This window comes from Streptomyces sp. NPDC058373 (assembly GCF_042723275.1).
GTDB lineage: Bacteria > Actinomycetota > Actinomycetes > Streptomycetales > Streptomycetaceae > Streptomyces.
In genome coordinates, this window is sequence record NZ_JBHXJE010000041.1 from 1 (window position 1) to 25,596 (window position 25,596).

Annotated in this window: 23 protein-coding genes and 1 tRNA gene; 15 read left to right on the top strand and 9 right to left on the bottom strand. The window is 71.5% G+C overall.

The window, feature by feature from the left end; all coding sequences use genetic code 11:
- Positions 1 to 114: 114 nt before the first annotated feature.
- Complete coding sequence (locus ACFWMZ_RS21595; RefSeq protein WP_383172345.1) at positions 115 to 843, bottom strand: DUF5324 family protein; 729 nt, start codon at positions 841 to 843, stop codon at positions 115 to 117.
- 393 nt (positions 844 to 1,236) lie between these two features.
- Here ACFWMZ_RS21595 and ACFWMZ_RS21600 point away from each other — a divergent pair, with 393 nt between their 5' ends.
- Together ACFWMZ_RS21600 and ACFWMZ_RS21605 are read left to right on the top strand one after the other, a co-directional pair.
- Complete coding sequence (locus ACFWMZ_RS21600) at positions 1,237 to 1,770, top strand: peptidylprolyl isomerase (protein WP_383172343.1); 534 nt, start codon at positions 1,237 to 1,239, stop codon at positions 1,768 to 1,770.
- Between the two features lie 143 nt (positions 1,771 to 1,913).
- Positions 1,914 to 2,816: a rhomboid family intramembrane serine protease gene (locus ACFWMZ_RS21605; protein ID WP_383172341.1), complete on the top strand. Its 903-nt coding sequence runs from the start codon at positions 1,914 to 1,916 to the stop codon at positions 2,814 to 2,816.
- A gap of 402 nt (positions 2,817 to 3,218) precedes the next feature.
- On the opposite strand, the gene crgA is transcribed toward ACFWMZ_RS21605, so the two are convergent.
- Entirely contained in the window at positions 3,219 to 3,473 is a 255-nt protein-coding gene (gene crgA / locus ACFWMZ_RS21610; protein ID WP_383172339.1) for a cell division protein CrgA, read from the bottom strand.
- 143 nt (positions 3,474 to 3,616) lie between these two features.
- Between crgA and ACFWMZ_RS21615 the strand changes: the two genes are divergently transcribed.
- The 5 genes from ACFWMZ_RS21615 (at position 3,617) to ACFWMZ_RS21635 (ending at position 7,687) form a co-directional block, all read left to right on the top strand.
- Positions 3,617 to 4,399 carry a DUF881 domain-containing protein gene (locus ACFWMZ_RS21615; RefSeq protein ID WP_383172337.1) on the top strand — a complete coding sequence of 261 codons (783 nt, stop codon included), beginning with the start codon at positions 3,617 to 3,619 and terminating at the stop codon, positions 4,397 to 4,399.
- A 280-nt stretch (positions 4,400 to 4,679) separates the two neighbouring features.
- Positions 4,680 to 4,856 (top strand): hypothetical protein, encoded by a 177-nt coding sequence (locus ACFWMZ_RS21620; RefSeq protein WP_383172335.1) that lies wholly within the window; start codon positions 4,680 to 4,682, stop codon positions 4,854 to 4,856.
- On the top strand, positions 4,853 to 5,491 hold the full coding sequence (locus tag ACFWMZ_RS21625; RefSeq protein WP_383172333.1) for an aminodeoxychorismate/anthranilate synthase component II: 639 nt from the start codon (positions 4,853 to 4,855) through the stop codon (positions 5,489 to 5,491). The genes ACFWMZ_RS21620 and ACFWMZ_RS21625 overlap by 4 nt, the downstream gene beginning before the upstream one ends.
- Positions 5,488 to 6,930, top strand: a complete 1,443-nt coding sequence (locus tag ACFWMZ_RS21630) for a class E sortase (RefSeq protein WP_383203502.1) — start codon at positions 5,488 to 5,490, stop codon at positions 6,928 to 6,930. Before ACFWMZ_RS21625 ends, ACFWMZ_RS21630 begins: the two co-directional genes overlap by 4 nt.
- A complete protein-coding gene (locus tag ACFWMZ_RS21635) occupies positions 6,914 to 7,687 on the top strand; it encodes a class E sortase (RefSeq protein ID WP_383172329.1) in 774 nt (257 codons plus the stop codon). Before ACFWMZ_RS21630 ends, ACFWMZ_RS21635 begins: the two co-directional genes overlap by 17 nt.
- Before the next feature lie 127 nt (positions 7,688 to 7,814).
- Here ACFWMZ_RS21635 and pknB read toward each other — a convergent pair whose 3' ends face one another.
- From pknB to ACFWMZ_RS21665, 6 genes are all read right to left on the bottom strand, one after another.
- Positions 7,815 to 9,794 (bottom strand): Stk1 family PASTA domain-containing Ser/Thr kinase, encoded by a 1,980-nt coding sequence (gene pknB, locus ACFWMZ_RS21640; protein ID WP_383172326.1) that lies wholly within the window; start codon positions 9,792 to 9,794, stop codon positions 7,815 to 7,817.
- A 193-nt stretch (positions 9,795 to 9,987) separates the two neighbouring features.
- Positions 9,988 to 11,448, bottom strand: a complete 1,461-nt coding sequence (locus tag ACFWMZ_RS21645) for a peptidoglycan D,D-transpeptidase FtsI family protein (protein WP_383172323.1) — start codon at positions 11,446 to 11,448, stop codon at positions 9,988 to 9,990.
- Entirely contained in the window at positions 11,445 to 12,869 is a 1,425-nt protein-coding gene (locus tag ACFWMZ_RS21650; RefSeq protein WP_383172321.1) for an FtsW/RodA/SpoVE family cell cycle protein, read from the bottom strand. The genes ACFWMZ_RS21645 and ACFWMZ_RS21650 overlap by 4 nt, the downstream gene beginning before the upstream one ends.
- 26 nt (positions 12,870 to 12,895) lie before the next feature.
- A complete protein-coding gene (locus ACFWMZ_RS21655; protein WP_383172319.1) occupies positions 12,896 to 14,383 on the bottom strand; it encodes a PP2C family protein-serine/threonine phosphatase in 1,488 nt (495 codons plus the stop codon).
- Positions 14,384 to 14,527: 144 nt separating this feature from the next.
- Positions 14,528 to 15,043, bottom strand: coding sequence for an FHA domain-containing protein (locus ACFWMZ_RS21660; protein ID WP_383172317.1), 516 nt, complete (start codon positions 15,041 to 15,043; stop codon positions 14,528 to 14,530).
- 10 nt (positions 15,044 to 15,053) lie between these two features.
- Positions 15,054 to 15,929 carry an FhaA domain-containing protein gene (locus tag ACFWMZ_RS21665; protein ID WP_383172315.1) on the bottom strand — a complete coding sequence of 292 codons (876 nt, stop codon included), beginning with the start codon at positions 15,927 to 15,929 and terminating at the stop codon, positions 15,054 to 15,056.
- 644 nt (positions 15,930 to 16,573) lie between these two features.
- Here ACFWMZ_RS21665 and ACFWMZ_RS21670 point away from each other — a divergent pair.
- A tRNA-Leu gene (locus ACFWMZ_RS21670) sits at positions 16,574 to 16,660 on the top strand.
- A gap of 360 nt (positions 16,661 to 17,020) precedes the next feature.
- Here the strand turns inward: ACFWMZ_RS21670 and ACFWMZ_RS21675 are convergent.
- On the bottom strand, positions 17,021 to 17,683 hold the full coding sequence (locus tag ACFWMZ_RS21675; protein WP_383172313.1) for an FMN-dependent NADH-azoreductase: 663 nt from the start codon (positions 17,681 to 17,683) through the stop codon (positions 17,021 to 17,023).
- 146 nt (positions 17,684 to 17,829) lie between these two features.
- Between ACFWMZ_RS21675 and ACFWMZ_RS21680 the strand changes: the two genes are divergently transcribed.
- The 7 genes from ACFWMZ_RS21680 (at position 17,830) to ACFWMZ_RS21710 (ending at position 25,493) form a co-directional block, all read left to right on the top strand.
- Positions 17,830 to 18,309: a winged helix-turn-helix transcriptional regulator gene (locus tag ACFWMZ_RS21680; RefSeq protein WP_383172311.1), complete on the top strand. Its 480-nt coding sequence runs from the start codon at positions 17,830 to 17,832 to the stop codon at positions 18,307 to 18,309.
- 400 nt (positions 18,310 to 18,709) lie between these two features.
- Positions 18,710 to 20,131, top strand: a complete 1,422-nt coding sequence (locus ACFWMZ_RS21685; protein ID WP_383203553.1) for a DUF2252 domain-containing protein — start codon at positions 18,710 to 18,712, stop codon at positions 20,129 to 20,131.
- A gap of 222 nt (positions 20,132 to 20,353) precedes the next feature.
- Positions 20,354 to 21,385 carry a hypothetical protein gene (locus ACFWMZ_RS21690; RefSeq protein WP_383203505.1) on the top strand — a complete coding sequence of 344 codons (1,032 nt, stop codon included), beginning with the start codon at positions 20,354 to 20,356 and terminating at the stop codon, positions 21,383 to 21,385.
- Between the two features lie 75 nt (positions 21,386 to 21,460).
- Complete coding sequence (locus ACFWMZ_RS21695; protein ID WP_383172307.1) at positions 21,461 to 21,808, top strand: rhodanese-like domain-containing protein; 348 nt, start codon at positions 21,461 to 21,463, stop codon at positions 21,806 to 21,808.
- Positions 21,809 to 22,034: 226 nt separating this feature from the next.
- Complete coding sequence (locus tag ACFWMZ_RS21700) at positions 22,035 to 23,381, top strand: DUF5819 family protein (RefSeq protein ID WP_383203508.1); 1,347 nt, start codon at positions 22,035 to 22,037, stop codon at positions 23,379 to 23,381.
- A complete protein-coding gene (locus ACFWMZ_RS21705) occupies positions 23,378 to 24,595 on the top strand; it encodes an HTTM domain-containing protein (protein WP_383203511.1) in 1,218 nt (405 codons plus the stop codon). Before ACFWMZ_RS21700 ends, ACFWMZ_RS21705 begins: the two co-directional genes overlap by 4 nt.
- Before the next feature lie 10 nt (positions 24,596 to 24,605).
- Positions 24,606 to 25,493 (top strand): TrmH family RNA methyltransferase, encoded by an 888-nt coding sequence (locus ACFWMZ_RS21710; RefSeq protein ID WP_383172303.1) that lies wholly within the window; start codon positions 24,606 to 24,608, stop codon positions 25,491 to 25,493.
- Positions 25,494 to 25,596 lie beyond the last annotated feature (103 nt).

The following is a 25,596-nucleotide window of genomic DNA, read 5'->3' on the forward strand; positions in this document are numbered from 1 at the left end:
GATGTTTCACGTGAAACATCGCCCCCGCGCACCCATGAGGGCGGGGCCCGAAGATGACCTTCGGGCCCCGCCCTCATGGAGCCGACCCGGGGAAGCCCCGGCCGGCTTCGTGGGTCAGGCCGACTTCGACCCGCCCTCCTCGTCACGGCCGTCCGCCTCGGCGTCCGCCTGCTTGGCCTGCACCTCGGGGTCGAGGAGACCCTGCCCGGTGCCGTCTACCGAGGTGAGCGGCGGCCCGTCCGGGACCTCGGTGGGAGCCGGGGGCTCCACCAGCCAGTCCGGGTTGGCCTGCTTGTCCCACCACTTCCAGGCGGCGAGCGCACCGCCCGTCACGGCTCCGAGCACCAGCACGGAGAGAGCGAAGCGCTTGGTACGGCCCCGGCGCTGGTTCTTCCGGGCCAGCTTCTCGATCTGCTTGGCGCTGACCTGGCCCCGCAGGGCGGCCAGAGCGGCGGCCGACCGGGCGGTGGCTTCCTCGCGGGCCGGCTGGGCGGCGGCTACGGCCTGCTCCAGCCGGGGCCGGGAGTAGGCAGCGGCCTGGTGCGCGGCGCGGCGGGTGTGGACGACCGCCTTGTGAGCGGCCTCGTCGACCTTCGGCGGGACATGGGCGCGGGCGTGCTCCACATGGGGCGCCAGGTGGGCGTCGTAGCGGACGCGGGCCTGGTCGGCTGCCTGGGCGGCGGCCAGCGAGACCTTGGGTGCGAGCCGGACGCGGGCCTCCTGCCCGAAGTGTGCGGCGCGTTCCATGGCTGTTTCGGCGTAGGGAGCCACCGCCTCCGCGGCGTGCCGCGCGCTCTCCTTCGCCGAGCCGGTCGCGGCGCGCACGCTGTCGATGCGGGTCACGGGTTCCTCCTCCTCGGTGGCGTACGTGAGTGCCTGGGGTATGCCCCAGAAGGCGAATAGTTCACCAAATGGCTCGCCTTTCCACCCTTTTCGCGATGATGCCTTCCTTCGGGGCCCACAGCACACAGGGACGGGCATCCGGGTCATGCTGTGCCGCGATCAGGTGGTCACGGCGGCCCTCCCCACAGCGCGTGCCCGCTCGTCGGCCGGGCACTCCTCGGTCGCGGCTCCCACGATCCTTGGTGGTCCTGCCTCTTGAGGGGGCCTGATGGGGAACGGCCGTCCGCGGCACTGCCCCCAGGGGGTAAGCGGCGGAACCGGGGGAGTGAAGTGCCCGGCACGTCCGGTCCGTGCGAGGATCGGTGCGTCACAGAGGACAACGGAAGGCAGATCGTGGCTGAGCAGCTTTACGCCACCCTGAAGACCAACCACGGCGACATCCAGGTCCGGCTTCTGCCGAACCACGCGCCGAAGACGGTCAAGAACTTCGTCGAGCTCGCCCAGGGTGAGCGCGAGTGGGTGAACCCCGAGACCGGCGAGAAGACGACGGACAAGCTGTACGACGGCACGGTCTTCCACCGCGTGATCAGCGGCTTCATGATCCAGGGCGGAGACCCGCTGGGCAACGGCACCGGTGGCCCGGGCTACCAGTTCGCCGACGAGTTCCACCCGGACCTCGCCTTCGATAAGCCCTACCTGCTGGCCATGGCCAACGCCGGCCCGGGCACCAACGGCTCGCAGTTCTTCATCACCGTCTCCCCGACCGCTTGGCTGACGCGCAAGCACACCATCTTCGGTGAGGTCGTGGACGAGGCGAGCCAGAAGGTCGTCGACGAGATCGCGGCCCTCCAGACCAACCCGCGCACCGACCGCCCCGTCAACGACGTGGTCATCGAGTCGGTCGTGGTGGAGAACCGCGAGGGCTGAGTCCTCAACGGTTCGCCGTTTCCCGGTGAACTCGCGCAGGGAACCTTTCCGCCCCGCCCATCCGTACAGAGGATGGGCGGGGCGGCGCGTTGGCCGCGTGGTCCGGACCGCCGTACGAGGACTGTTTGAGGGGAAGAGGTCCCATGGATCAGGGCCCATCCGGAGCGCAGGGCGCGCGGGACGCGCACAGCCTGCCAGGCTGTTACCGGCATCCGGAGCGCGAGACCGGGATCAGTTGCGTTCGCTGCGAGCGGCCCATCTGCCCTGAGTGCATGGTCAGCGCCTCGGTCGGCTTCCAGTGCCCGGATTGCGTCCGCGGTGGCTCGGGCACCGGCTCCTCCCCGGTGAACGCGCCGCGGACCATCGCCGGCGGCACCATCGCGGCCGACCCCCGGCTCATCACCAAGATCCTGTTGGGGCTCAACGCCGCCGTCTTCGTCGCCATCCTGGCGATGGGCGACGAGTTCGTCATGCACTTGGTCCTGGTCGGCGCCTTCCCCCCGCCGGGGTCCGGCTGGGAACCGGCCATGGGTGTGGCGGCCGGTGAGTGGTACCGGCTGGTCACCTCGATGTTCGCGCACCAGGAGTTCTGGCACTTCGGCTTCAACATGCTCGGGCTCTGGTGGCTCGGCGGACCGCTGGAGTCCGCCCTCGGCCGGGTCCGCTTCCTGGCGCTCTACCTGATCTCCGGCCTGGCCGGCAGCGCGCTCACCTATGTCATCGCCGCCCCCGGCCAGCCCTCGCTCGGCGCCTCGGGCGCGATCTTCGGCCTGATGGGCGCCACCGCGATCTTGATGCGGCGCCTCAACTACGACCTCCGGCCCGTCCTCATCCTCCTCGGCCTGAACCTGGCCTTCACTCTGTACGCCCGGGGCAGCATCGCCTGGGAGGCGCATGTCGGCGGCCTGGTCGCCGGAGTGATCATCGGGTACGGCATGGTCCACGCACCGCGCGGGCGGCGGGCGCTGGTCCAGTGGGGCACTTGCGGGGCGGTCCTGGTGGCCGTCCTGGTCATGATCGTCGCTCGGTCGATGGCGCTGAGCTGAGCCACGGCGCCGAGGTGCCCGCCGACGGATCCGCGAGGCGTACCGCTTCTAGCAGGTACTCACAGCCACCTGTGTACATCGGGGTGTGCGCAACCCGTACGGCCTAGTGACACGCGGTGGTTGTACACATGTTCGAATTGCGATTCGAGGGTTATCCACAGTCTGTGCCGGATCTTGTGCACGGGGTGCGGAAAAACTGCGCCCCTCGCCTCTGACCTGGAGCTTTCCAGAAGAGGCAAGGGGCGAACAGAGCTCCTACGCATCGGCGGCCGGTCATATCGGCGTCAACCGCAGATGAGTTATCCACAGATCTTCCGATCTTTTCCCCAGGTGTGGATAACCCAGTGGATAGCTTGGGGCAGGGCTTGCCTCAGAGAGCCGGAAGTGCTGCGGGCGGGGCGGCTACTTCCACTGCGTGGAGACGCCGAACCCCGCGGCGATGAAACCGAAGCCGATGACGATGTTCCAGTTGCCGAACGCGTCGATCGGGAGGCCGCCGTCCGTCAGGTAGAAGACGACGATCCACGCCAGGCCGATCAGGAACAGGGCGAGCATCACCGGAGCCACCCAGCTGCGGCTGGTGAGCTTTATCTCGGTGGACTGCTTCGCCGGGGGCGGCGTGTAATCAGCCTTCTTGCGGATACGTGACTTCGGCACGAGGGTCTCTCCTGTCGATGCGCTGCGTGGCCGCGCAGGGGGACGGTGGCTGGCTCCGGGCGAGTGGCACCGGGGCGGTGTGGTCTCCCCCGGCCGTCCGTTAGCGTAGTGCTTCCGTGGTGCCGAAGGAGAGCAAGGGTACGTTGAGCAATTCTGCCGACTCACCCCACGCGGACTCCAGTCCTGACCGTGGGCGATTCCGATGGCGTCCCGTGCGTCTTCTCACCGTGGGCGTCTTCGCGCTGGCCGGCCTGATCTTCGTGACCAGCTTCAACACGGCCCGCGGGACCAACATCCGCACCGACACCGCCCTGCTGAAGCTCTCGGACCTCATCCGCGACCGCAGCCACAAGAACGGTGAGCTGGACGAGGCCAACAGCGCGCTGCGTAGAGAGGTCGAGTCGCTCGCCGAGCGGGACGACGGCAGCACCCAGGCCGAGGACGCGAAGCTCGGCGCCCTGGAGAGGTCCGCCGGGACCAAGGCGATCTCCGGCTCCTCCGTCTCCGTGACGCTGGCGGACGCCCCGCCCGACGCCACCGCCAAGCTGCCGGGCTACCCCGACCCCCATCCGAACGACCTGGTGATCCACCAGCAGGACCTGCAAGCCGTGGTGAACGCCCTGTGGAAGGGTGGCGCCAAGGGCATCAAGGTCATGGACCAGCGGCTGATCTCCACCAGCGCGGTCCGTTGCGTGGGCAACACCCTGATCCTTCAGGGGCGCGTCTACTCGCCGCCCTACACGGTCACGGCCGTGGGCGACCAGGAGAAACTGAAGCAGGCGCTGGCCGCCTCCCCGGAGATCCAGAACTACATGCTCTACGTCAACGCCTACGGCCTCGGCTGGAACGTCGAGGACGCCGAGAAGACCAAGCTTCCCGGCTACTCCGGAACCGCCGACCTGCACTACGCGAAGCCGACCTCCTGAGGCCTTCGGCCCCTTCCCTCGCGGGCTCCGGACCCTCGCGCGGGCGGGTCTCCGGACTCTCGCGACGTTTCACGTGAAACATCGCGGTGGTTTCACGTGAAACATCCCTGGTTCCACGTGAAACATCGGCTCCCCGCTCCCGCCCGCCGGTGTGGCAAGTCCCGCATTCCGTGGGGACGCCCCGGGGAGATGGCTGATCCCTTTAGTCTGGTGCTGCAACTACGTGAGTCGGTATGCCCAGCGGTCAACCACCGTGTGGGGCAGGACAAGTGGGGACGGCATGTACGGCTGGATCTGGCGGCATCTGCCGGGCAATGCCTGGGTGAGGGCGTTCATCTCTCTGGTTCTCGCACTCGCCGCGGTCTACGCGCTCTTCGAGTACGTCTTCCCGTGGGCCGAGCCGCTGCTTCCCTTCAACGACGTGACTGTCGACGACGCCCGTGGAGTGACCCGATGAGCGCACGCATCCTGGTCGTCGACAACTACGACAGCTTCGTCTTCAACATCGTGCAGTACCTCTACCAGCTCGGTGCCGAGTGCGAGGTCGTCCGGAACGACGAGGTGCGGACCTCCCACGCGCAGGACGGCTTCGACGGCGTCCTGCTCTCCCCCGGCCCTGGCGCACCCGAACAGGCCGGCGTCTGCGTCGACATGGTGCGGCACTGCGCGGAGACCGGCGTCCCGGTCTTCGGTGTCTGCCTCGGCATGCAGTCGATGGCGGTCGCCTACGGCGGCGTCGTGGACCGCGCCCCGGAACTGCTGCACGGCAAGACCTCCCCGGTGCTCCACGAGGGCCAGGGCGTCTTCGCGGGGCTCCCCTCCCCCTTCATCGCGACCCGGTACCACTCGCTGGCGGCCGAGCCCCTGCGGATGCCCGAGGAGCTGGAGGTCACCGCCCGCACCGCCGACGGCATCATCATGGGCGTCCGCCACCGCGAACTGCCCGTCGAGGGCGTTCAGTTCCACCCGGAGTCGGTCCTCACCGAGCACGGGCACCTCATGCTCGCCAACTGGCTGGCGGAGTGCGGCGACACCGGGGCCGTCGGCCGGTCGAGGGGGCTCGCGCCGGTGGTGGGCAAGGCCACGGAGTGACCGAGCTGCGGCCCGAGCGCGAGACGGCCGCCGGGGGCCCGGTCGACCCGCTCACGGGCCCGCTCCCCGACGTGCTCGCCGGCGGACACAGCTCCCCGTGGTTCCGCGCCGAACAGCACCAGGGCGACCCCGCGCCCCAGCACCCCTCTGCCGACCCGTACGCCCCGGCACCCGCCGATCCCTACACGGTGCCCCCGCCGTCGGCCTACCAGCCCCCTGCGGCCCCGCACGCGTACGGCACCGAGCCCGCCTACGCCGAGCAACCCCCGTACGCCGAGCAGGCCCCGTACGACGCTCAAGGAGGGTACGGCCTGCCGGATGCCTACCCCGCCCCCACCGAGACGTACGGGCAGCCGGAGCCCTCTCCCCAGCCCCACGGCGACCCGGCCCGGCCCGCGGCCCCCCAGCCACCGCCGGAGCCGTACAGCCCCACGCCGGACGCCCTCCCCCGCGACGACGAGACGATGGCGCTCCACACCGCAGACCCCGTGCGCACAGCCGGGGACAGCGACGGCCAGGACCGGGACCCGGACGGCGACCGGCCGGCCGGGAGCGACGGTGCTGAGGGCGGACGGGCCGCCCGGCGCAAGGCCGCCAAGCGGAACGCGCGGTCGGGTGGACGGCGGGCCGGGGGCGGCCGACGCCGCGCCGGATCAGCGCCGGCCGACGGCCCGCAGGGGCAGGACGGCGACGCCTCACCGGACACCGGGCCGCGCGACCGCCCCCGTACCCGTGTCGAGGCGCGGCGGGCCGAGCGGGCGCGGAAGCCGAGCGCCGCCACGGTCGCCAGCCGGGCGGTCGGCGAGCTGTTCATCACGATCGGCGTACTGATGCTGCTCTTCGTGACGTACCAGCTCTGGTGGACCAATGTGCGAGCTCAGCACCAGGCCGACGGGGCCGCCAACAGCCTTCAGCAGGACTGGGAGCAGGGGAAGCGGAAGCCGGGGGCGTTCGAGGCCGGGCAGGGTTTCGCCATCATGCACATCCCGAAGCTGGACGTCGTCGTCCCGGTCGCCTCCGGCATCGACAAGCAGCGCGTGCTCGACCGGGGCATGGCGGGCCACTACGCGGAGGGCGCGCTGAAGACGGCGCTGCCCGAGGCGAAGGAGGGGAACTTCGCCGTCGCGGGCCACCGGAACACCCACGGCGAGCCCTTCCGGTACATCAACCGGCTCACCCCGGGCGACCCGATCGTGGTGGAGACCCAGGACACCTACTACGTGTACGAGATGGCGAGCATCCTGCCGCAGACGCCCCCGTCGAACACCGCTGTCATCGACCCGGTGCCCGCGGGATCGGGGTTCACCAAGCCGGGCCGGTACATCACGCTCACCACCTGCACCCCGGAATTCACCAGTACGTATCGGATGATCGTCTGGGGCAAGATGGTCGAGGAACGGCCGCGCAGCAAGGGCAAGCCGGATGCGCTCGTCGATTGAGTCGGACCGGACGGACGGGGCAGGGTCAGTGGCAGCGACGAAGACGCAGGACAGGACGGACGAGGAGTCCGTCGTCGCACCGCGCGGACGCAAGCGCGGCATCATCGCGACAACGGTCGGGCTCTTCGGGGAACTGCTGATCACCGCGGGCGTCATCCTCGGTCTCTTCGTCGCCTACTCGCTCTGGTGGACCAACGTCGTCGCCGACCGCGAGGCCGGCAAGCAGGGGGACGCGGTCCGCGACCGCTGGGCCGGGGGTCCAGGAGAGCTCGACACCAAGGACGGCGTGGGCTTCCTGCACGTCCCGTCGATGAAGAACGGCGAGGTGCTCGTCAGGAAGGGCACCGAGAGCGACATCCTCAACCACGGTGTCGCGGGGTACTACACGGACCCGGTGAAGTCGGCGCTTCCGGCCGACGACAAGGGCAACTTCACCCTCGCGGCCCACCGCGACGGGCACGGCGCCAAGTTCCACAACATCGACAAGATCAAGAAGGGCGATCCGATCGTCTTCGAGACGAAGGGCTCCTGGTACGTCTACAAGACGTACGCGATCCTGCCGGAGACCTCCAAGTACAACGTGGAGGTCCTGGACGCCGTCCCGAAGGGGTCAGGCGCCAAGAAGCCCGGCCGCTACATCACGCTGACCACCTGCACGCCGGTCTACACCTCGGACTACCGCTACATCGTCTGGGGCGAGCTGGACCGCGTCGAGAAGGTCGACAACCAGCGCACGCCTCCCGCCGAACTCCGCTAGGGGGTGTAGCCACCGGAGCCCGGCAAGCGCCGTACCGCCCGCCTTCGGCGCGCGGTCGGGGAACGACGAAGCCCCGGCACCGGTGATCCGGTGCCGGGGCTTCGGGCGTTCGCCGCTGGTGGCGGGGTCAGTCCCCGCGCCCGCCGAAGAAGTTGCCGCCGTCCTCGCCGGGCGGGCCGACGGTGGTCAGGTTGACCGCGGTGCCCTTCGGGACCTCCGCGTCCTCACCCGGGTCGAGGGCGGCGACGAGCGAGTTGTCGTCCTGCGAGCCGGCGATGTTGCCGACCGTCAGCCCCGCGTCGGTCAGCGCCTTCTTCACGTCACCGAGCTTCTGGCCGCGCAGGCCGCCCGGAACCTTGACCTTCTCGGCCGCCTTGGCGATCTTCACGGTGACCGTGGAACCGGGCTGCACCTGGGACTGGGGCGAGGGGGTCTGCGAGAAGACCTTGCCGGCCTCCGCCTCGTTCTCCTCCTCGACGCAGTTGGCCTTGAGGCCGCTGCCTTCGAGCTGCGAGGTCGCCTCCTCACAGGTCTTGCCGCTGACGTCCGGCACCGCCGTCATCGCCTTCTCCTTGGCGACGGTCAGCGTGATGGTGGAGCCCTTCTCGACCTCGGAGTCGCGGTCGGGGTCCTGGCCGATCACCGTGCCGGGGGTCTGGTCGGACTCCTCGTTCTTCCGCTCGATGTCGGTGAAGCCCTTGGACTGGAGCTGCTCCTCGGCCTTCTCGTAGGAGAGCCCCTTGACGTCCGGCACCGTGATCTTCGGCGCGCCGGTGGAGACGACCACGGTGACGGTGCTGCCGCGTTCGACCTTGCCACTCTCGCCGCTGCCCGGCTCGGGGTCCTGGCTGCAGATGTGCTTCGCCGGCTGGTCCTCGCACTCCTCGCGGGCGGAGACGTCCAGCTTCAGGTCGACGTTCTCGGCCTTCTTCTTGGCCTGGGCCTCGGTGCTCCCGACGAAGTTCGGGACGTTGACCTTGGTGTCGCCGCCCTTGTCGCCGAAGACCGACTTGCCGATGAAGATGGCGCCGATCAGGACCAGGATGCCCGCGGCGATCAGCAGGATCGTCGAGATGTTGGTGTTCTTCTTCGGCTGCTGGCGGCGGCGCCCGGGCCGGTCGTCGTAGCCGTAGCCGCCGTCGTCCGGGTTGGCCGGCGGGAGCATGGAGGTGGCGGCGGCGTCCTGCGGGTGCATCGCCGTGGTCGGCTGGTCGTCCGGGTAGCCGCCGTAGCCGACCGCGCCCATGGCGGCGGTGGCGCCGACGGGCTGGCCGTCGAGGCACGCCTCGATGTCGGCGCGCATCTCGTCGGCCGACTGGTAGCGGTAGTCCGGGTCCTTGACCAGGGCCTTCAGGACGATGGCGTCCATCTCGGGCGTGATCTCGGGGTCGAAGACGCTCGGCGCCTGGGCCTCTTCGCGCACGTGCTGGTAGGCGACGGCGACCGGGGAGTCCCCGACGAAGGGCGGCCGGACGGTGAGCAGCTCGTAGAGCAGGCAGCCCGTGGAGTACAGGTCGGAGCGGGCGTCGACCTGCTCGCCCTTGGCCTGCTCCGGAGAGAGGTACTGGGCGGTGCCGATGACGGCGGAGGTCTGCGTCATCGTCATGCCGGAGTCGCCCATGGCCCGGGCGATGCCGAAGTCCATGACCTTGACCTGGCCGTTGCGGGTCAGCATCACGTTGGCCGGCTTGATGTCGCGGTGGACGATGCCCGCCCGGTGCGAGTACTCCAGCGCCTGGAGGATGCCGATCGTCATCTCCATGGAGCGCTCCGGCAGCAGCTTGCGGCCGGAGTGCAGCAGTTCACGGAGGGTGGAGCCGTCGACGTACTCCATGACGATGTACGGGATCGAGACCCCGTCGACGTAGTCCTCGCCCGTGTCGTAGACGGCGACGATCGCCGGGTGGTTGAGCGAGGCGGCCGACTGGGCCTCACGGCGGAACCGGGCCTGGAAGGACGGGTCGCGGGCGAGGTCGGCCCGGAGCGTCTTCACGGCGACGGTCCGGCCGAGACGCGTGTCGTGGGCGAGGTACACCTCGGCCATGCCACCACGGCCGAGCACCGAGCCCAGCTCGTACCGGCCGCCCAGGCGACGCGGCTCTTCCATAGCTACCTACCAGCTCTCTCCGTCGGTCCCGACCGCACCCGTGTGTGGTCCGGCGGTGTGCTGCCCGGCCATACGGTACCCGCCCCGCACAGGCCGGTCCGGCCCTGGCCGTGAGCTGATACCTGACCGGTATCCCCGCGCGTGAAGATCCACAACTACCGGACCGTGACGGGGGCCATAGCCGGCCGCGGGCTCACTTCTTGTTGTTCACGACCGCCTCCATGACGGACTTGGCGATGGGCGCGGCGAGACCGCCACCCGAGATGTCCTGGCGGTCGGCACTGCCGTCCTCGACAACCACCGCGACCGCCACCGGGGAGCCCTCGGCCGTCTTGGCGTAGGAGATGAACCAGGCGTACGGCTTCTCGCTGTTGTCGACACCGTGCTGTGCGGTACCGGTCTTGCCGCCGACGGTGACGCCCGGGATGCGCGCGTTGCTGCCCGTGCCGTCGTTGACGACCGTCTCCATCATCTGCTGGAGCTTCTGCGCGTTCTCCTTGGAGAGCGGCTCGCTCATCTTCTTCGGCTCGTGCGTCTCGATGGTGTCGAGGCCCGGCGCCTGCAGCTGGCTGACCATGTACGGCTCCATGAGGACACCGTCGTTGGCGATGGCCGAGGTGACCATGGCCATTTGGAGCGGGGTGGCGGCGGTGTCGAACTGGCCGATGGAGGAGAGCGCGGTCTGCGACTTGTCCATCTCCTTGGGGAAGACCGAGGCGTTGGAGCGGACCGGGGTGAACTGCTCCTCGTTGAAGCCGAACTTCTCGGCCGTCTCCAGCATCTTGTCCTTGCCGAGATCGGAGCCGATCTTGCCGAAGACGGTGTTGCAGGAGACCCGCAGCGCGTCGCGGAGGGTGGCGTCCTTACAAGGGATGTTGCCCTCGTTCGGCAGCGGCGTCGTGGTGCCCGGCATGATCCACGGAAGCGGCGTGTCGGTCTTCGCGTCGATGTCGGTGACCAGCCCGTGCTCCAGGGCGGCTGCCGCCGTGAGGACCTTGAAGGTCGAGCCGGGCGGGTACGTCTCGCGCAGCGCGCGGTTGACGAGCGGCTTGTCCTCGTTCTTGTCGAGCTTGGAGAACTCCTCGCCGTCCTTGTTGGTGATCCCGGCGAAGACTCCGGGGTCGTAGGACGGGGTGGAGGCGAGGGCGAGGATCGCGCCGGTCGACGGGTCGAGCGCGGCGACGGCGCCCTTGCGGTCGCCGAGGCCCTCGAACGCCGCCTTCTGGGCGCTCTCGCTGAGCGTCGTGACGACGTTGCCGCCCTCCTTCTTCTTGCCGGTCAGCATGTCGAGCGTGCGGCGGAAGAAGAGGCGGTCGTCGTTGCCGGTGAGGATGCCGTCCTCGAGGTTCTCGAGCTGCGAGGCGCCGACGAGCTGCGAGGCGTACCCGGTGACGGGGGCCCACATCTCGCCGTTCTTGTAGGTGCGCTTGTACTCGTAGTCGGTGCCCTCGGTGGCCTTGGAGCCGGTGATGGACTTGCCGTCCACGATGATGTCGCCGCGCGGCTGGGCGTACCGCTCGATGGAGACGCGGCGGTTCTTGTCGTGCGTGGCGAGCGAGTCCGCCTGTACGTACTGGATCCAGTTGGCCCGCAGCAGCAGGGCGAGGACCAGCAGCCCGCAGAAGATCGCGATCCGGCGCAGGGGCTTGTTCACGGGCGCACCACCTGGGTCATCTCGGCGTCGGGGGAAGGAGCCGGCGCCGGGGCGGGACGGCGGGCGGTGTCACTGATGCGGATCAGGATGGCGACCAGCGCCCAGTTGGCGAGCACCGACGAACCACCGTACGCGAGGAACGGCATGGTCATACCGGTGAGCGGGATGAGGCCCATCACGCCGCCGGCGACCACGAAGACCTGGAGGGCGAAGGCGCCGGTCAGGCCGATGGCGAAGAGCTTGCCGAAGGGGTCGCGGGCGGCCAGCGCGGTGCGGGCGCCCCGCTCGATGATCAGCGCGTAGAGGAGGAAGAAGGCCATGACTCCGGCCAGGCCCAGCTCCTCGCCGACGGTGGAGAAGATGAAGTCGGAGTTGGCGGCGAAGCCGATGAGGTCGGAGTCGCCCTGCCCGAGGCCGGTGCCGAGCACCCCGCCGGAGCCGAACGACATGATCGACTGGCCGATCTGCTCGCAGGCCCCCGAGTCCACGTAGCAGCCGAAGGGATCGAGCCAGGCGTTGACGCGGAGCTTCACGTGGGAGGCGAAGGAGGCGACACCGACGGCGCCCGCGGCGGCCATGCCCAGGCCGATGACGATCCAGCTCGTCCGCTCGGTGGCGACGTACAGCATGATCACGAACATGCCGAAGAAGAGCAGCGAGGTGCCGAGGTCGTTCTCGAAGATGAGGACGAGGAGGCTGACCGCCCAGATCATCAGGATCGGGCCGAGGTCGCGGCCGCGCGGCAGGTAGAGCCCCATGAACCGGCGGCTGGCCAGGGCGAGGGCGTCGCGCTTCACCATCAGGTACCCGGCGAAGAAGATCGCGATGACGATCTTCGCGAACTCACCGGGCTGGATGGAGAATCCGGCCACCCTGATCCAGATCTTGGCGCCGAAGACGTCCGTGCCCAGACCGGGCACGAGCGGCAGCAGCAGCAGGATCAGCGCGCCCACCATGGAGATGTACGTGTACCGCTGGAGGATGCGGTGGTCCTTGAGGAACACCACCACGGCGACGAAGAAGGCGATGCCGATCGCGGAGTACATCAACTGGCTGGGGGCGGAGGGCGAGAAGGAGCCGTACGCCTTCCTGGCCAGCGCCTGCAGCCGCTCCGACTGGTCCAGGCGCCAGATCAGCACCAGGCCGAGCCCGTTGAGGAGGGTGGCCACGGGGAGCAGCAGCGGGTCGGCGTAGGGCGCGAAGCGGCGCACCACGATGTGGCCCACGCCCGCCAGCAGGCCGAGGCCGATGCCGTAGCCAATGAGGCCGGTGGGGATCTCGCCGTTGATCGCGAGGCCCACGTTGATGTACGCGAACACGGGGATGACCACCGCGAACACCAGCAGGGCTAGCTCGGTGTTGCGGCGGCTCGGCGCGCCGATCGCCCCGATGGTGGAAGTCTGTGTCGTACTACTGCTCATGGCGTGAAAAGGCCCCCAACGGCTGCTTACTGCTTACCGCACAGCGGGACCAGCTTCTGCTCTTCCTCCGAGAGGCTGGGGCCGGGCGTGGGAGTGGCATCGGACTTGTTCTTGCTCTTCGGGTCGTCGGCGAGGTCACCGGCCGCGTCGGAGTCGCCCTTGCCGGGCTTCGCGTCCTCCTGCTGCTGCTTCTGCGCGGCGGCGCGGCGCTCGGCGTCCTTCTTGCAGGCGGACGCCTGGACGCTCAGTTCCTCGACCTTCCCCCTCGCCTCGTCCATGCCGCCCTCGGCGATGGTCGCCTCCACCTGCTTGCGCTGGTAGGGCGGGAGGTACTTGAGTTCGATCTCGGGGTGGTCGCGGTGGACCTTGGAGAGCGACACCCAGGCCAGATCCTGGTTGATGCCCTGGAAGAGGGCGACATGGTCGTCCTTGGTTCCCACGTAGTACTGGGTCTGGGTCCAGCGGTAGCCGCCGTAGAGGCCGCCGCCGACGACCGCGAGGGCCAGCACCGTGAAGAGGGACCGCTTCAGCCAGGCGCGGCCGCGCCGCGGCTTCTCGAAGTCCCCGTCGCCGTACGCGCCGAAGGAGTTCTCCGGGGCGTACTCGGCGGAGGCGCCGCTTCCGGGCGGGCCGAAGGAGCCGCTGGGGGCGGACGGCCGACGGCCGAGGCCCGCCGCGCGCCCGGCCGGGGTCTCCATGGCACCGCTGTCCTGCTGCTGGTGCTGGTTCTCCGCGACCGCGCCGACGACGACCGGGGTGTCGTTGAGCTGGGTGGTGAGGGTGTCGTTGGAGTCGACGTCGAGGACGTCGGCGACGATGCAGGTGATGTTGTCCGGTCCGCCGCCGCGCAGGGCGAGCTGGATCAGCTCCTGGATGGTCTCCTGCGGGCCCTGGTAGCTGGCGAGGGCCTCCTCCATCGTCTGGTGGGAGACGACGCCGGAGAGGCCGTCGGAGCAGATCAGGTACCGGTCGCCGGCGCGGACCTCGCGGATGGAGAGGTCGGGCTCGACGTGGTCGCCGCTGCCCAGCGCGCGCATCAGCAGCGAGCGCTGCGGGTGCGTCGTCGCCTCCTCCTCGGTGATGCGGCCCTCGTCGACGAGGCGCTGCACCCAGGTGTGGTCCTGCGTGATCTGCGTCAGCACCCCGTCCCGCAGGAGGTACGCGCGGGAGTCGCCGACGTGCACCAGGCCCAGGCGCCGGCCGGTCCACAGCAGGGCGGTGAGCGTGGTGCCCATCCCCTCCAGCTGGGGGTCCTCCTCAACCATCACCCGGAGCTGGTCGTTGGCGCGCTGCACGGCGGCGCCCAGGGAGGTGAGGATGTCGGAGCCGGGGATCTCGTCGTCCAGCTCCACGAGGGTCGTGATGACCTCGGAGCTGGCCACCTCACCCGCGGCCTGGCCGCCCATGCCGTCGGCGATGGCGAGGAGGCGGGGGCCGGCGTAACCGGAGTCCTCGTTCCCCTCCCGGATCATGCCCTTGTGCGACCCCGCGGCGAACCGCAGTGACAGGCTCATGCGCCGCACCTCGCCTGTCGACGGTTCCGGGTACAGCCGGTCTGATCGAGCCACACTGCCCACCCTCCGGTCGGGAGCGCCTCCTGAATCGGATCCTGGCGGTGGATCACGACGGCCCGCTCGCTCCGCTCGCTCATTGTCGTACTACTTCCGCAGCTCGATGACGGTCTTGCCGATACGGATCGGTGCGCCCAGCGGAATCGGTGTCGGGGTGGTGAGCCGGGTCCGGTCGAGGTAGGTGCCGTTGGTCGACCCGAGGTCCTCGACGATCCACTTGCCGTCGTGGTCCGGGTAGATCCTGGCATGCCTGCTGGAGGCGTAGTCGTCGTCCAGCACGATCGTGGAGTCGTGGGCGCGGCCGAGCGAGATCGTCTGCCCCTGGAGGGCGACGGTGGTGCCGGTGAGTGACCCTTCGGACACCACCAGCTTCGTCGGCGCCCCGCGGCGCTGGCGGTTCGAACCGCCCTGGGCGCGCTGCTGCGGCGGCGCGGCCTGCTGGCGTTGTTGCTGCGGACGTGCGTCGGCGGTCCGCCGCGCTCCGCGCTGTGTGACGCGCGTGCCGAACAGGTCGCTCCGGATGACCTGGACGGCCACGATCACGAACAGCCACAGAACGGCCAGGAAACCCAGCCGCATGACCGTCAGGGTCAGCTCTGACATTGCCCCCGCTTCACCCTTCGGCTTGCCGGTAAATGATGGTGGTGTTGCCCACGACGATTCGCGAGCCGTCGCGGAGCGTAGCGCGGGTGGTGTGCTGTCCGTCCACCACGATGCCGTTGGTCGACCCGAGGTCCTGGATCGTGGAGGGCGAACCCGTCCGGATCTCGCAGTGTCTGCGGGAGACTCCGGGGTCGTCGATGCGCACGTCGGCCTCGGTGCTGCGGCCGAGTACGAGGGTGGAGCGGGAGATCTGGTGGCGGTTGCCGTTGATCTCGATCCAGCGCCGGGTGGTGGCGCCCGCCCCGGCGAGCGAGGGCCCGACGCCCTGTGCCCCGCCGTGCGTCCCGGGCGGGGGGCCGGCGGGCATGGGAGGCGGGGAGGCCGGGGGCTGCGGGTAGCCGTAACCGCCCGGGGCCGGATGGCCGGGAGCGGGGGCGTGGCCGCCCTGGGAGGGTGCCGGAGGGTACGCGTGGCCGCCGGGTGCGGGAGCGCTGCCCGGGGTCTGCGAGGTGCTGGAGGCCAGGGTGCGGCTGCGGACGCGGTACAGGCCGGTGTCGAGGTCGTCGGCCTTCTCCAGGTGGACCTTGACCGGGCCCATGAAGGAGTACCGCTGCTGCTTGGCGTAGTCCCGGACCATGCCGGACAACTCGTCGCCCAACTGGCCCGAGTACGGGCTGAGCCGCTCGAAGTCCGGGGTGGAGAGTTCGACGATGAAGTCGTTGGGGACGACCGTGCGGTCGCGGTTCCAGATCGTCGCGTTGTTGTCGCACTCGCGCTGGAGTGCGCCGGCGATCTCGACCGGCTGCACCTCGGACTTGAAGACCTTGGCGAAGGTGCCGTTGACCAAACCCTCGAGCCGCTGCTCGAAACGCTTCAGGACTCCCATGGGGCACCTCCTCCGTCGTTGGCTTCCTGGTACTGCTTACTGATCGTATCCACGCGCCGGGAAATCGGCTGGTTCCCCCTGTCGGCCCCGCCCACGAGTGTCGCCCCTCACAAGACATGCCCCGCGCACGCCGATTCACGACTCGGGGCGAACCTTCCCGTGGGACCCTGCCACGGCCACGGGTGGCCTTGCCAGGGTCCTGGGTCCCGGCGCCCGCTGCCGGGTGCCGCACCGGCCGGGCAGCGTCCTCGCGGACGCGGTCCGGACCCTTTCACGGGTCACGCCGCACTGCGTGCCGCCGCGTGCGCACCACGCTTCTTCGGCGCTCTCCCTGTTCAGTGTCGCGTATGCCCGACGGGGACGGGAGCGCCCGGCGGCGAATCGCCTCCCCGCCGACCGCGCCCGGGAGGGGGCGAGAGGGCGATCCCGGGACGGTACGGGGCGTACGCGGCCGGAGTCGTGGAGCGGGACGGGTGGGAAGGCGCGAGGAAGGGGACCGCGGAGGATTGCATTCCGCCGCGACGGCGGGTCGCGGACGGGCACGGGGAAAGCGATGTGATTCCAGCCTGGGCACCGTGCTAATCTTCTGGATGTCGGAAGGCGCCGCGCCCCACCAGGGGACGGACCGGAAGGCAACACCCAATGCGCGGGTGGCGGAATAGGCAGACGCGCTGGATTCAGGTTCCAGTGCCCGAAAGGGCGTGGGGGTTCAACTCCCCCCTCGCGCACCATGGAGACCGGGTCTCCATCAGGACGAAAGTTCTGGTGGGGGCCCGGTTTTCGTTGTGCCCGCTTCTCCTGTTCGTGCGCGTTCCGCGGGGGGTACTGAGGGGCTCGCCCTCCCCGCGGCTCCGCTCCCGGTGGGCGGTTCCAGGGCGGCGGTGGGTGGCGGTGCGGGGGTGCGGCCCGTTTGCCGGCGCGACGGCGGACCGTACGATGTGACGATTGTCTCAGGGGTGTTGAGGGGCTGGCCGGTCGCCGTGCGCGGCCCCGTCCGACCGGCGCCCGGACGGCGCCGTGCCCCGGAAGGATCGGCTCCGCCGAAGGCGGGCGCAGGTGTTCCGGGGCGCGGGGTGGGGCCGGGGTGGGCGTCAGGCGGCCTGGGGGGCCTCGGTGAGGCGGGCGGCGAGAGCGCGGGCCTTCTCGCCCGCCTCCTCCAGGGCCTTGGTACGGGAGGTCTCGAAGAGCGGGATCAGCTCGGACATCGCCGGGTTGACGGGGGCCAGGGTCAGCTCGGGGACGATGAAGTCGACCTTGGCGCCGAGCATGCCGGTCATCAGCTTCTCCAGGTAGTTCTGGACGAACTCGAAGCTCTCGCGCGGAGTGCCCTCGGCGTACGAGCCGCCGCGACTGGCCACCACGGTGAAGGGCAGTCCCGCCACCGAACCGCTCTCCCCGCCGGTGCGGCCGACGATGATCACCTGGTCGAGCCAGGCCTTGAGGGTCGAGGGGATCGTGAAGTTGTACATGGGGGCGCCGAGCAGCACGGCGTCCGCCGACTCCAGCTCGGTGGCCAGCTCGTCGCGGAGCGCCACCGCGGCCCGCTGCTCCTCGGTGTGCTCCGAGGGGTCGGTGTAGCCGGCCGACACGGCGGCGAAGTCGAGGTGCGGCACCGGGTGGGCGGCGAGGTCGCGGTGGACGACCTTCCCGTCCGGGTGAGCCTCGGTCCAGGCCTTGACGAAGGCGGCGGTGACCTCGCGGGAGGCGGAGCCTGCCGGGGAGATGGCGGAGTCGATGTGGAGCAGCGTGGCCATGGGGGTCTCCTGGGGGAGGTGAGGCGGGGCCCGGCACGGCGACGTCGATGGCGCCCGGCCCTGCCTGATGTTCCGTACGTAACTATGGATAACACAGTCACTTACTTTTTTTCATCCCGTGCGGGGTGGCCAGTAGTCTGAGAGGTATGGCGGGCAACGGCAGGGCCACGGGAACGGGCGGCGCGCGCGGGCGCGGCGCCGGGGACGACGGTGCGCGGAACGGGGCCGGTGCCCAGGAGCGCGGGGACGTCGCGCACGTCCCGGAGGCCTGCGGCAAGGTCGACCTGGGCATCACCCGGGTCTTCGAACTGCTCGGGAAGCGCTGGACCGGCCCGATCATCGCCGTCCTCATGACGCAGCCCGTGCACTTCGCCGACCTGCGGCGCGCCATCCCCGGCATCAGCGAGCGGATGCTCTCCGACCGTCTGACGGAGCTGACCGCGGCCGGGCTCGTCCTCCGCGAGGTGGCGGAGGGCCCACCGCTGCGCGTCTCCTACCGGCTCACCGAGCCCGGGGCGGAGCTCGGCCCCGCGCTGTCCGCCCTCCGGTGCTGGGGGGAGAAGCACCTGCTGGGCGGGGCGGGCGGAGAGCCGGGCACGGGGTGCGAGGTGACGCGGGAGGGCTGAGGCCGACTGGGGCGGTCAGTCCCGGAGCGGGCTCGGGAGCCGTGGGGGCGGTGGGGTGCGTGAGGTTTCTGTGACCCGTGTGGGGGACGGAGTTCTCCACAAGCGGTGCGGTGGGCGGGGTTGTCCACAGGCCTCGGCGGGGTGTCCGCGGCGGCGGTACGGTCGCTCTCGCAGGGCCTTCCGTACGCGACGGGCGGGCGGTGGGCGGCGCGAGACGACCTGCCCTGGCGTGGTGCGGGCGAGTGTCCGTGACGGGCTGGGAGGGGAACGCGGCGGGGCTTTCGAGGGGGAGGCGGTTCCAGTGACGGAGACGGTGGCGGTGGCGAGCGGGCCGGCCGTGGGCGGTGGCGGTGCGGTGCTGGACGAGGAGGCCGGAGTTCCGCTGGTGGGCGGGTCCCGCGTGGCCGGGGGCACGGGCGCCATCCCCTCGGCGCGGGCCGCGAAACTGTCCCGGGTGGCGGGGTTCGCGAGCTGGCCGGAGCGCGACGATCCCCGGCGCGCGGGCAAGGCCCTGCGCGGGCGGGTGCCGCGCAGGACCCACGCCGACCTGGTGCTCGACACGGACCGGCCCGATCCGGTGACGGCCGTCGAGGAGTCCAACCGGGGCCGGCTCCGCGAGCTGACGCCGATCCGGGTCGGGCGGATGGTGGCGAGCCCGTTCGCCTTCCTGCGCGGTTCGGCCGGGCTCATGGCGTACGACCTGGCGCGGACGCGGGTCACCGGGATCGGGGCCCACCTGTGCGGAGACGCGCACGCGGGGAACTTCGGCCTCTACGGCGACGCCCGCGGCGGGCTCGTCATGGACCTCAACGACTTCGACGAGACGGTCTACGGCCCGTGGGAGTGGGACCTGAAGCGGCTCGCCGCCTCGCTGGTGCTGGCCGGACGCGAGGCCGGGGCGGACGAGGCCGGGTGCCTGGCCGCCGCGCGGGACGCCGCCGGCGCCTACCGGCGGACGATGCGGCTGCTCGCCCGGATGCCCGTGGCCGACGCGTGGAACGCCGTGGCCGACGAGGAGCTGGTCTCGCACGCCGACGCCCGGGACCTCCTCGGCACCCTCGGCAGGGTGGCCGAGAAGGCGCGGCGCAACACCAGCGCCCGCTTCGCCGCCAGGTCCACCGAGGCCGCGGCCGACGGCAGCCGCCGCTTCGTCGACGCGGCACCGGTGCTGACCCGCATCCCGGAGGACGAGGCCGCGCGGGTCGCCGCCGCCCTCGGCCCGTACCTCAACACCCTCCCCGAGGACCGGCTGCCGCTGCTCGCGCGGTACGCGATCCAGGACGTGGCCTTCCGCGTGGTCGGCACCGGCAGCGTCGGCACCCGGTCCTACGTCGTCCTGCTCCTCGACCACCGGGGCGAGCCGCTGGTGCTCCAGGTCAAGGAGGCCCGGCCGTCGGTGCTGGGCCCGCATCTGGGGCGGGCCGGGTTCGCCGTCCCCGAGGCCGGTCACGAGGGACGGCGCGTGGTGCTGGGGCAGAAGCGGATCCAGGTCGTGAGCGACGTTCTGCTCGGTTGGACGTCCGTGGATCAACGTCCTTACCAGGTACGGCAGTTCAGGAACCGCAAGGGGAGTGTCGACCCGGCCGCGCTCCCGGCCGACCAGGTGGACGACTACGCCCGGATGACCGGGGCGCTGCTCGCCCGGGCCCATGCGCACAGCGCCGACCCGCGCCACATAGCCGGGTACTGCGGCAAGGGGGAGGCCTTGGACGAGGCGGTGGCGGCCTTCGCCGTGGCCTACGCGGATCGTACGGAGGCGGATCACGCGGCACTGGTGACGGCGGTGCGGGCGGGGCGGTTGGAGGCGGAGGTGGGGGTGTAGGGGAGATGGGTGCTGACGGAGAAGGGGTGTTTGGCGGTCGGGGCGGCCGGGGCGGTCGCGGTAAGAGGGGGAGGGAGCCACGGGCGCGGGGTGGCTGCTGGATTCCGCCGTCCGAGGTGACCGGCGCGGGGGTTTGACGGAAGGGCCTAGGCTGGACGGGTGACGAGCCCGGAAGCCGAATCTCTGCCCGCCGACTCCGCCCCGGAAGAGCCTTCCTCGGGCGTGCCCTCCGCAGGGGGGGCCGCCGGCGGGGCGCCGTCCCGTGCCGATGAGGAACCGCAGGGTGGGGCGGCCACCGGTGGTGTGCCCGCCGACCAGGATGCGGGCGCCGCTGCGGCTCCTTCCGTGGGCGAGGCTCAGCGGCCCGCAGGGCCTTCCGAGGCGGCTGGGGCCCCCGGTTCCACTGGGGCTGCCGGGCCGACCGGGACGTTCGGTGCGGGCGCCGGCGCCGGGGCCGGGGCCGGGGCCGAGGAGGCGCCGCGGCGGCCGGAGGAGCGGCTGGAGAAGGCGGTCCGGGCGGCGGAGCAGGCGCTGATCGAGTTCGAGATCGCGGTGGAGACCTTCCGGGTGGAAGTCGAGAACTTCTCCCGGTTGCACCACCAGAAGCTCGGCCCGATGTACGCCCGGCTCGATGAGCTGGACGCGCAGATCGCCGAGGCGAAGGCGGCGCGGACCGGTGACGCCGAGGATCTGCGGCTGGCCCGGGAGGCCAGGGCGCGGGTGATGCCGTTGCCGGGCGTGGAAGAGCTGTTGCACGGCTGGATCGACTCCGAGGGGCTCTCCCCCGAGGGCGCCGCCATGCTCACCGATCAGCCGGTGCGCCCGCCGCAGCGGGTCCGCCCGAGCGCCGACGCGCGCCGCCTCTACCGGGACCTGGTGCGCAAGGCCCACCCCGACCTGGCGCAGGGGGAGGCCGAGCGGGCTCGCCGCGACGCCTTCATCGCCCGGGTCAACAACGCGTACACGCTCGGCGACGAGGAGGCGCTGCGGGCGCTGACGGCCGAGTGGGAGGCGGGTCCGGCTCCCGAGGAGCAGCCGCCGAGCCGGAGCGAGGAGCTGTACGCGCGGCTGGAGTGGCTGGCCGAGCGCAAGGAGATGCTGACGCTGATCGCCAAGGAGCTGGAGGACGGGGCCATCGGTTCGATGCTGCGCATGGCGCAGGACGACCCCGACCGGCTGCTCGACCAGATCGCCGAGCAGCTCCTCGGCGAGGTCGCCGAGCGTGAGCGGGAGCTGACCGCGCTGCTGGGCTGACCTGCCTCGCTCCGTGGTCGTCCCCGCCTCCTCAGGGGCGGGGGAGGGCGTGGCCCGTCCGGTAGCGTCGGGTTCATGCATTTCGGATCTGCGGTACCCACGGTCGAGGTCGGAGCGTTGTCCGGCGAGGATTTCCTGCTGGACGTCCGGGAGGACGACGAGTGGAACGCGGGCCACGCCGCCGACGCGCTCCACATCCCGATGAGCGCCTTCGTCGAGCGGTACGGCGAGCTGACCGAGGCGGCGCCGCAGGACGGGCGGGTCAACGTGATCTGCCGGTCCGGGGCCCGGTCGGCGCAGGTGGCGATGTACCTGCGGCAGCAGGGGATCGACGCGGTGAACGTCGAGGGCGGTATGCGGGCCTGGGAGTTCGCGGGGCGGCCGCTGGTGGACGAGAAGGGGCAGCCGGGGTTCGTCGCCTGAGGCGGGCCCCCTCGCCGACGGCGGTGCGGCCGGCGCCGGGCCAGCCGCGCTGTGGCCGGTCCGCGGCGGCGTGTGCGCTACCCCAGTCCGTCCCGGAGCCGGGGCGGGTTCGTGGCGGGAGTGCGGAGGAGTGGGCGGGGGCCCTGCGCGGGGATCGTGCCGTGAGTACGGTTTCTGCGCGGGGCGGCCCATGAGCGCCGCCGCACGGTGAACGGGGACGGGTCGGATGGACGGATACGGCGGCGCCGGGGACGCGGAGGCGACCCCGGCGACGGACGTCGAGGCGAGGGAGACGGACGGCCCGTACCCGCCCCGGCGGGGGATCGGCGCCCAGCGGACGCCTTCCTCGGAGCATCCCGCTTCCCGAGCGCCCTCCCCGGGCGAGGCGTCCCCGCGACCGGACGACGGTGAACTGGCCGATCAGGCCGGTGGTCCCGACGAGTTCGACAAGGCCGAGCAGGCCGAGCAGGCCGAACGGGCTCATGAGGCCGGCAAGTTCGACAAGGCTGAGCAGGCCGACCGAGCCGACGCGTCCGACCAGGCAGACCAGGCAGACCAGGCCGATCGCGCAGACCAGGCCGACCGGCCCGGCGAGTCCGGCCAAGACGTGCGCGCCCACGAGTCCGGCCGAGCCGACGAGGCCGACGCGTCGGACCAGGCCGCCGCCTCCGCAGCCGACCCCGCCGGGGCCATCTCCTTCCGGGACGGCACCGCGTACCGCTTCCCGGGCAGCACCGCGTACACCGCCGGCGCCGTGAGCGGCCTTTCCACCCCGGCCCCGCTGGTCCCCGGCGCACCCCGCACCGCTCCCCCGCCCGTCCCGGCGGCCACCGGCCCCGCCCCCGAGCCGGGCGCCGCGGGTCCCGGGATCGGGGCGTTGCGGGTGGGGAACCAGGTGGTGGCGGCGGTGGTGCTGGCGTTGGTGGCGGTGGGGGTGGGGGTGCACGTGATGATGGTGTTCCTGCACGTCGCGCCCGCCAACACGGTGACCAAGCAGCACGGCCAGGCGGTGGACGACTACGTCTACCCGGAGTTCGAGCAGAACTGGAAGCTGTTCGCGCCCAACCCCTTGCAGCAGAACATCGCCGTACAGGCGCGGGCCGAGATCCTGGCGGAGGACGGGACGGTGGGGCGTACCCGGTGGGTCGACCTGTCGGCGCTGGACGGCGCGGCGATCGACGGGGACCCGCTGCCGAGCCACACCCGGCAGAACCTGCTGCGGCGGGGCTGGGACTTCTACGTCAACTCGCACGACAGCGCCGGGGTCCCGAACGGCGTGCGGGGCGAGCTCTCCGAGCAGTACGTACGCCGGATCGTGCTGGCGCGGCTGAGGACGGAGCTGGACGGAACGCGGGACGGCGTGATCGACCGGATACAGGTGCGGTCGCGCACCACGCAGGTGCAGCCGCCGCCGTGGAGCGACGAGAAGGTGAGCCGGGAGCCGGTCGACCGCGAGCTGACGTGGTGGTCGGTGACGGACGCGGACGTGCCGCTCGGCGGGAGCCTGCAGTTGCGGCGGGACGGCGCCGCCCGGGGCGGCCGGGGCGCGAACGAGGCGGGGGGCGCGCGATGAGGACGGCTCTGGCCGGGTTCGCGCGGGGTGTGCACCTGGTGACCTCGCGGTCGCTCGGGCCGTACCAGACCGCCGTGGTGCGGATCGGGCTGGCGGGGACGTGGCTGCTCTTCCTGCTGCGGGAGTTCCCGCACCGGCATCTGCTCTACGGGCCCGAGGGGCCGTGGGGCTGGTCGATGGCGCGTCGGCTGATCGCGGGGAACGACGCGTTCACCCTGCTCATGTGGTCGGACGGGCGGCTCTGGTTCGAGGCGGTGTACGCGCTGGCGGTGGTGGCGAGCGCGCTGTTGCTGGTCGGCTGGCGGACGCGGACGATGTCCGTGCTGTTCATGGTGGGCGTGCTGTCGCTGCAGAACCGGAACATCTTCGTCGGCGACGGCGGGGACAACGTCGTCCACCTGCTGGCGATGTACCTGGTGCTGACCCGGTGCGGCCAGGTCTGGTCGCTGGACGCGCGCCGGGCGGCGCGGGCGGGGGCCGCCGGGCGCGAGCCGTGGGCGGACCGGGCCGGACCGGTGCTGTGGGCGGGGAGCGCGGCGGCCCTGGCGGCGGTGACGGTCCTCGGGGCGGCCGGCTGGGGGTGGCTGCTCTTCTTCTGGGTGGTGCTGATCGGGCAGGCGGTGTGGTGGTGGCTCGGGCGCCGGGCGCCGGACGGGCAGGCGTACCTGCTGAGCGATGTGGTGGCGCATCTGGTGCACAACGGCGCCCTGCTACTGATCATGGTGGAGACCTGCCTGATCTACGCGACCGCCGGCTGGTACAAGATCCAGGGCTCCCGCTGGCAGGACGGCACGGCGGTCTACTACCCGTTGCAGCTGGAGTCGTTCTCGCCGTGGCCCGGCCTCTCGCAGATGCTGGCCGGGCACGGGCTGCTGATGCTGGTGGTGACGTACGGGACGGTACTGACGCAGGTGGCGTTCCCGTTCGCGCTGCTCGACCGACGGGCCAAGAACGCGCTGCTGGTGCTGATGATGGCCGAGCACCTGGCCATCGCGGTGCTGCTGGGGCTCCCGTTCTTCTCGCTGGCGATGATCGCGGCGGACTCGGTCTTCCTGCCGACGCTCTTCCTGCTGTGGGTGGGCCGTCGGTGCGGTGGGGTGCGGGACGCGGTGGTGCGCCGGGCGCGTGCGGCGCTCGGGAGGGGCGCGCAGGGCGGTCGCGAGGGCGAGGCTGCCGCCGGGCCGACGCGGAAGCTGCCCGTCCGGCCGTCGTAGGCTTCCCGCCATGAACGCGTACGGCCCGACCGGGGCCCACCCGGAGCCGTCGGTTCCGCCCGTTGTCCCGCTACCCGCCGCCGGACCGGACGAGGCGCTGGCGCGCTGGCGCGGCCTGGCCCCCGGATCCGGCTGCGGTGCGGCGCCGGAGGCCGCGCCCCGCCACGTACTCCTGGAGGGGTTCCACGCGCTGAAGCATGCTCTCCGGTTCGGTGCGGTGGTCCCGGTGGCGCTCTGCTCCGACCGGGCGGGGGCGCTGGGGCTGGCGGCGGAGCTGGCGCCGGACCTTGCGGGTGTGCTGGCGCGGCTGTTGGTCGAGGTGGGCGCGGAGGCGTTGCGCGGGCTGGTGCCGCGCCCGCACCCGACCGGGGTGGCGGCGCTCGCGGTGCGGCCCGATCCGGTCGCCGTGGCGGCGGCGCTGCGGGCCGGGGAGCGCCGGACGCCGGTGGTGGTGCTGGACCAGCCGCGCCACCTCGGCAACGCGGGGGCCGTGGTGCGGCTGGCCGCCGGTTTCGGGGTGACCGGAGTGGTGACGACCGGGCCGCTCGATCCGTGGCACCCGACGGTGGTGCGCGGCGGCGCCGGGCTGCACTTCGCCACGGCGGTCGCCCCGCTGGAGGTCCCAGAGCTCCCCGACGGCCCCCTCTTCGCCCTCGACCCGGAGGGCGCCGACATCCGGGGGACCACGCTGCCGGACGACGCCCTGCTGGCCTTCGGCTCCGAGCGGCACGGGCTCTCGGCCGCGTTGCGCGCTCGCGCCGACCACCTGGTCGCCCTGCCGATGCGCCCCCAGGTCTCCAGTTACAACCTGGCGACCAGCGTGGGCATGACCCTCTTCCACTGGGCCTCCGCCTCCGCGGCGGCGCCGGGAGCGGGCCCAGGGGCGCCGTCCGCCTGAGGGTCCGGGTGGGCTCGGCGGCAGGATCGCGTTAGATTGCCCGAACGATCGGTCGGTTCGGGCGGGTGGACCCCCGGGGCGAGGCGCCGGTATCCGTACGGGA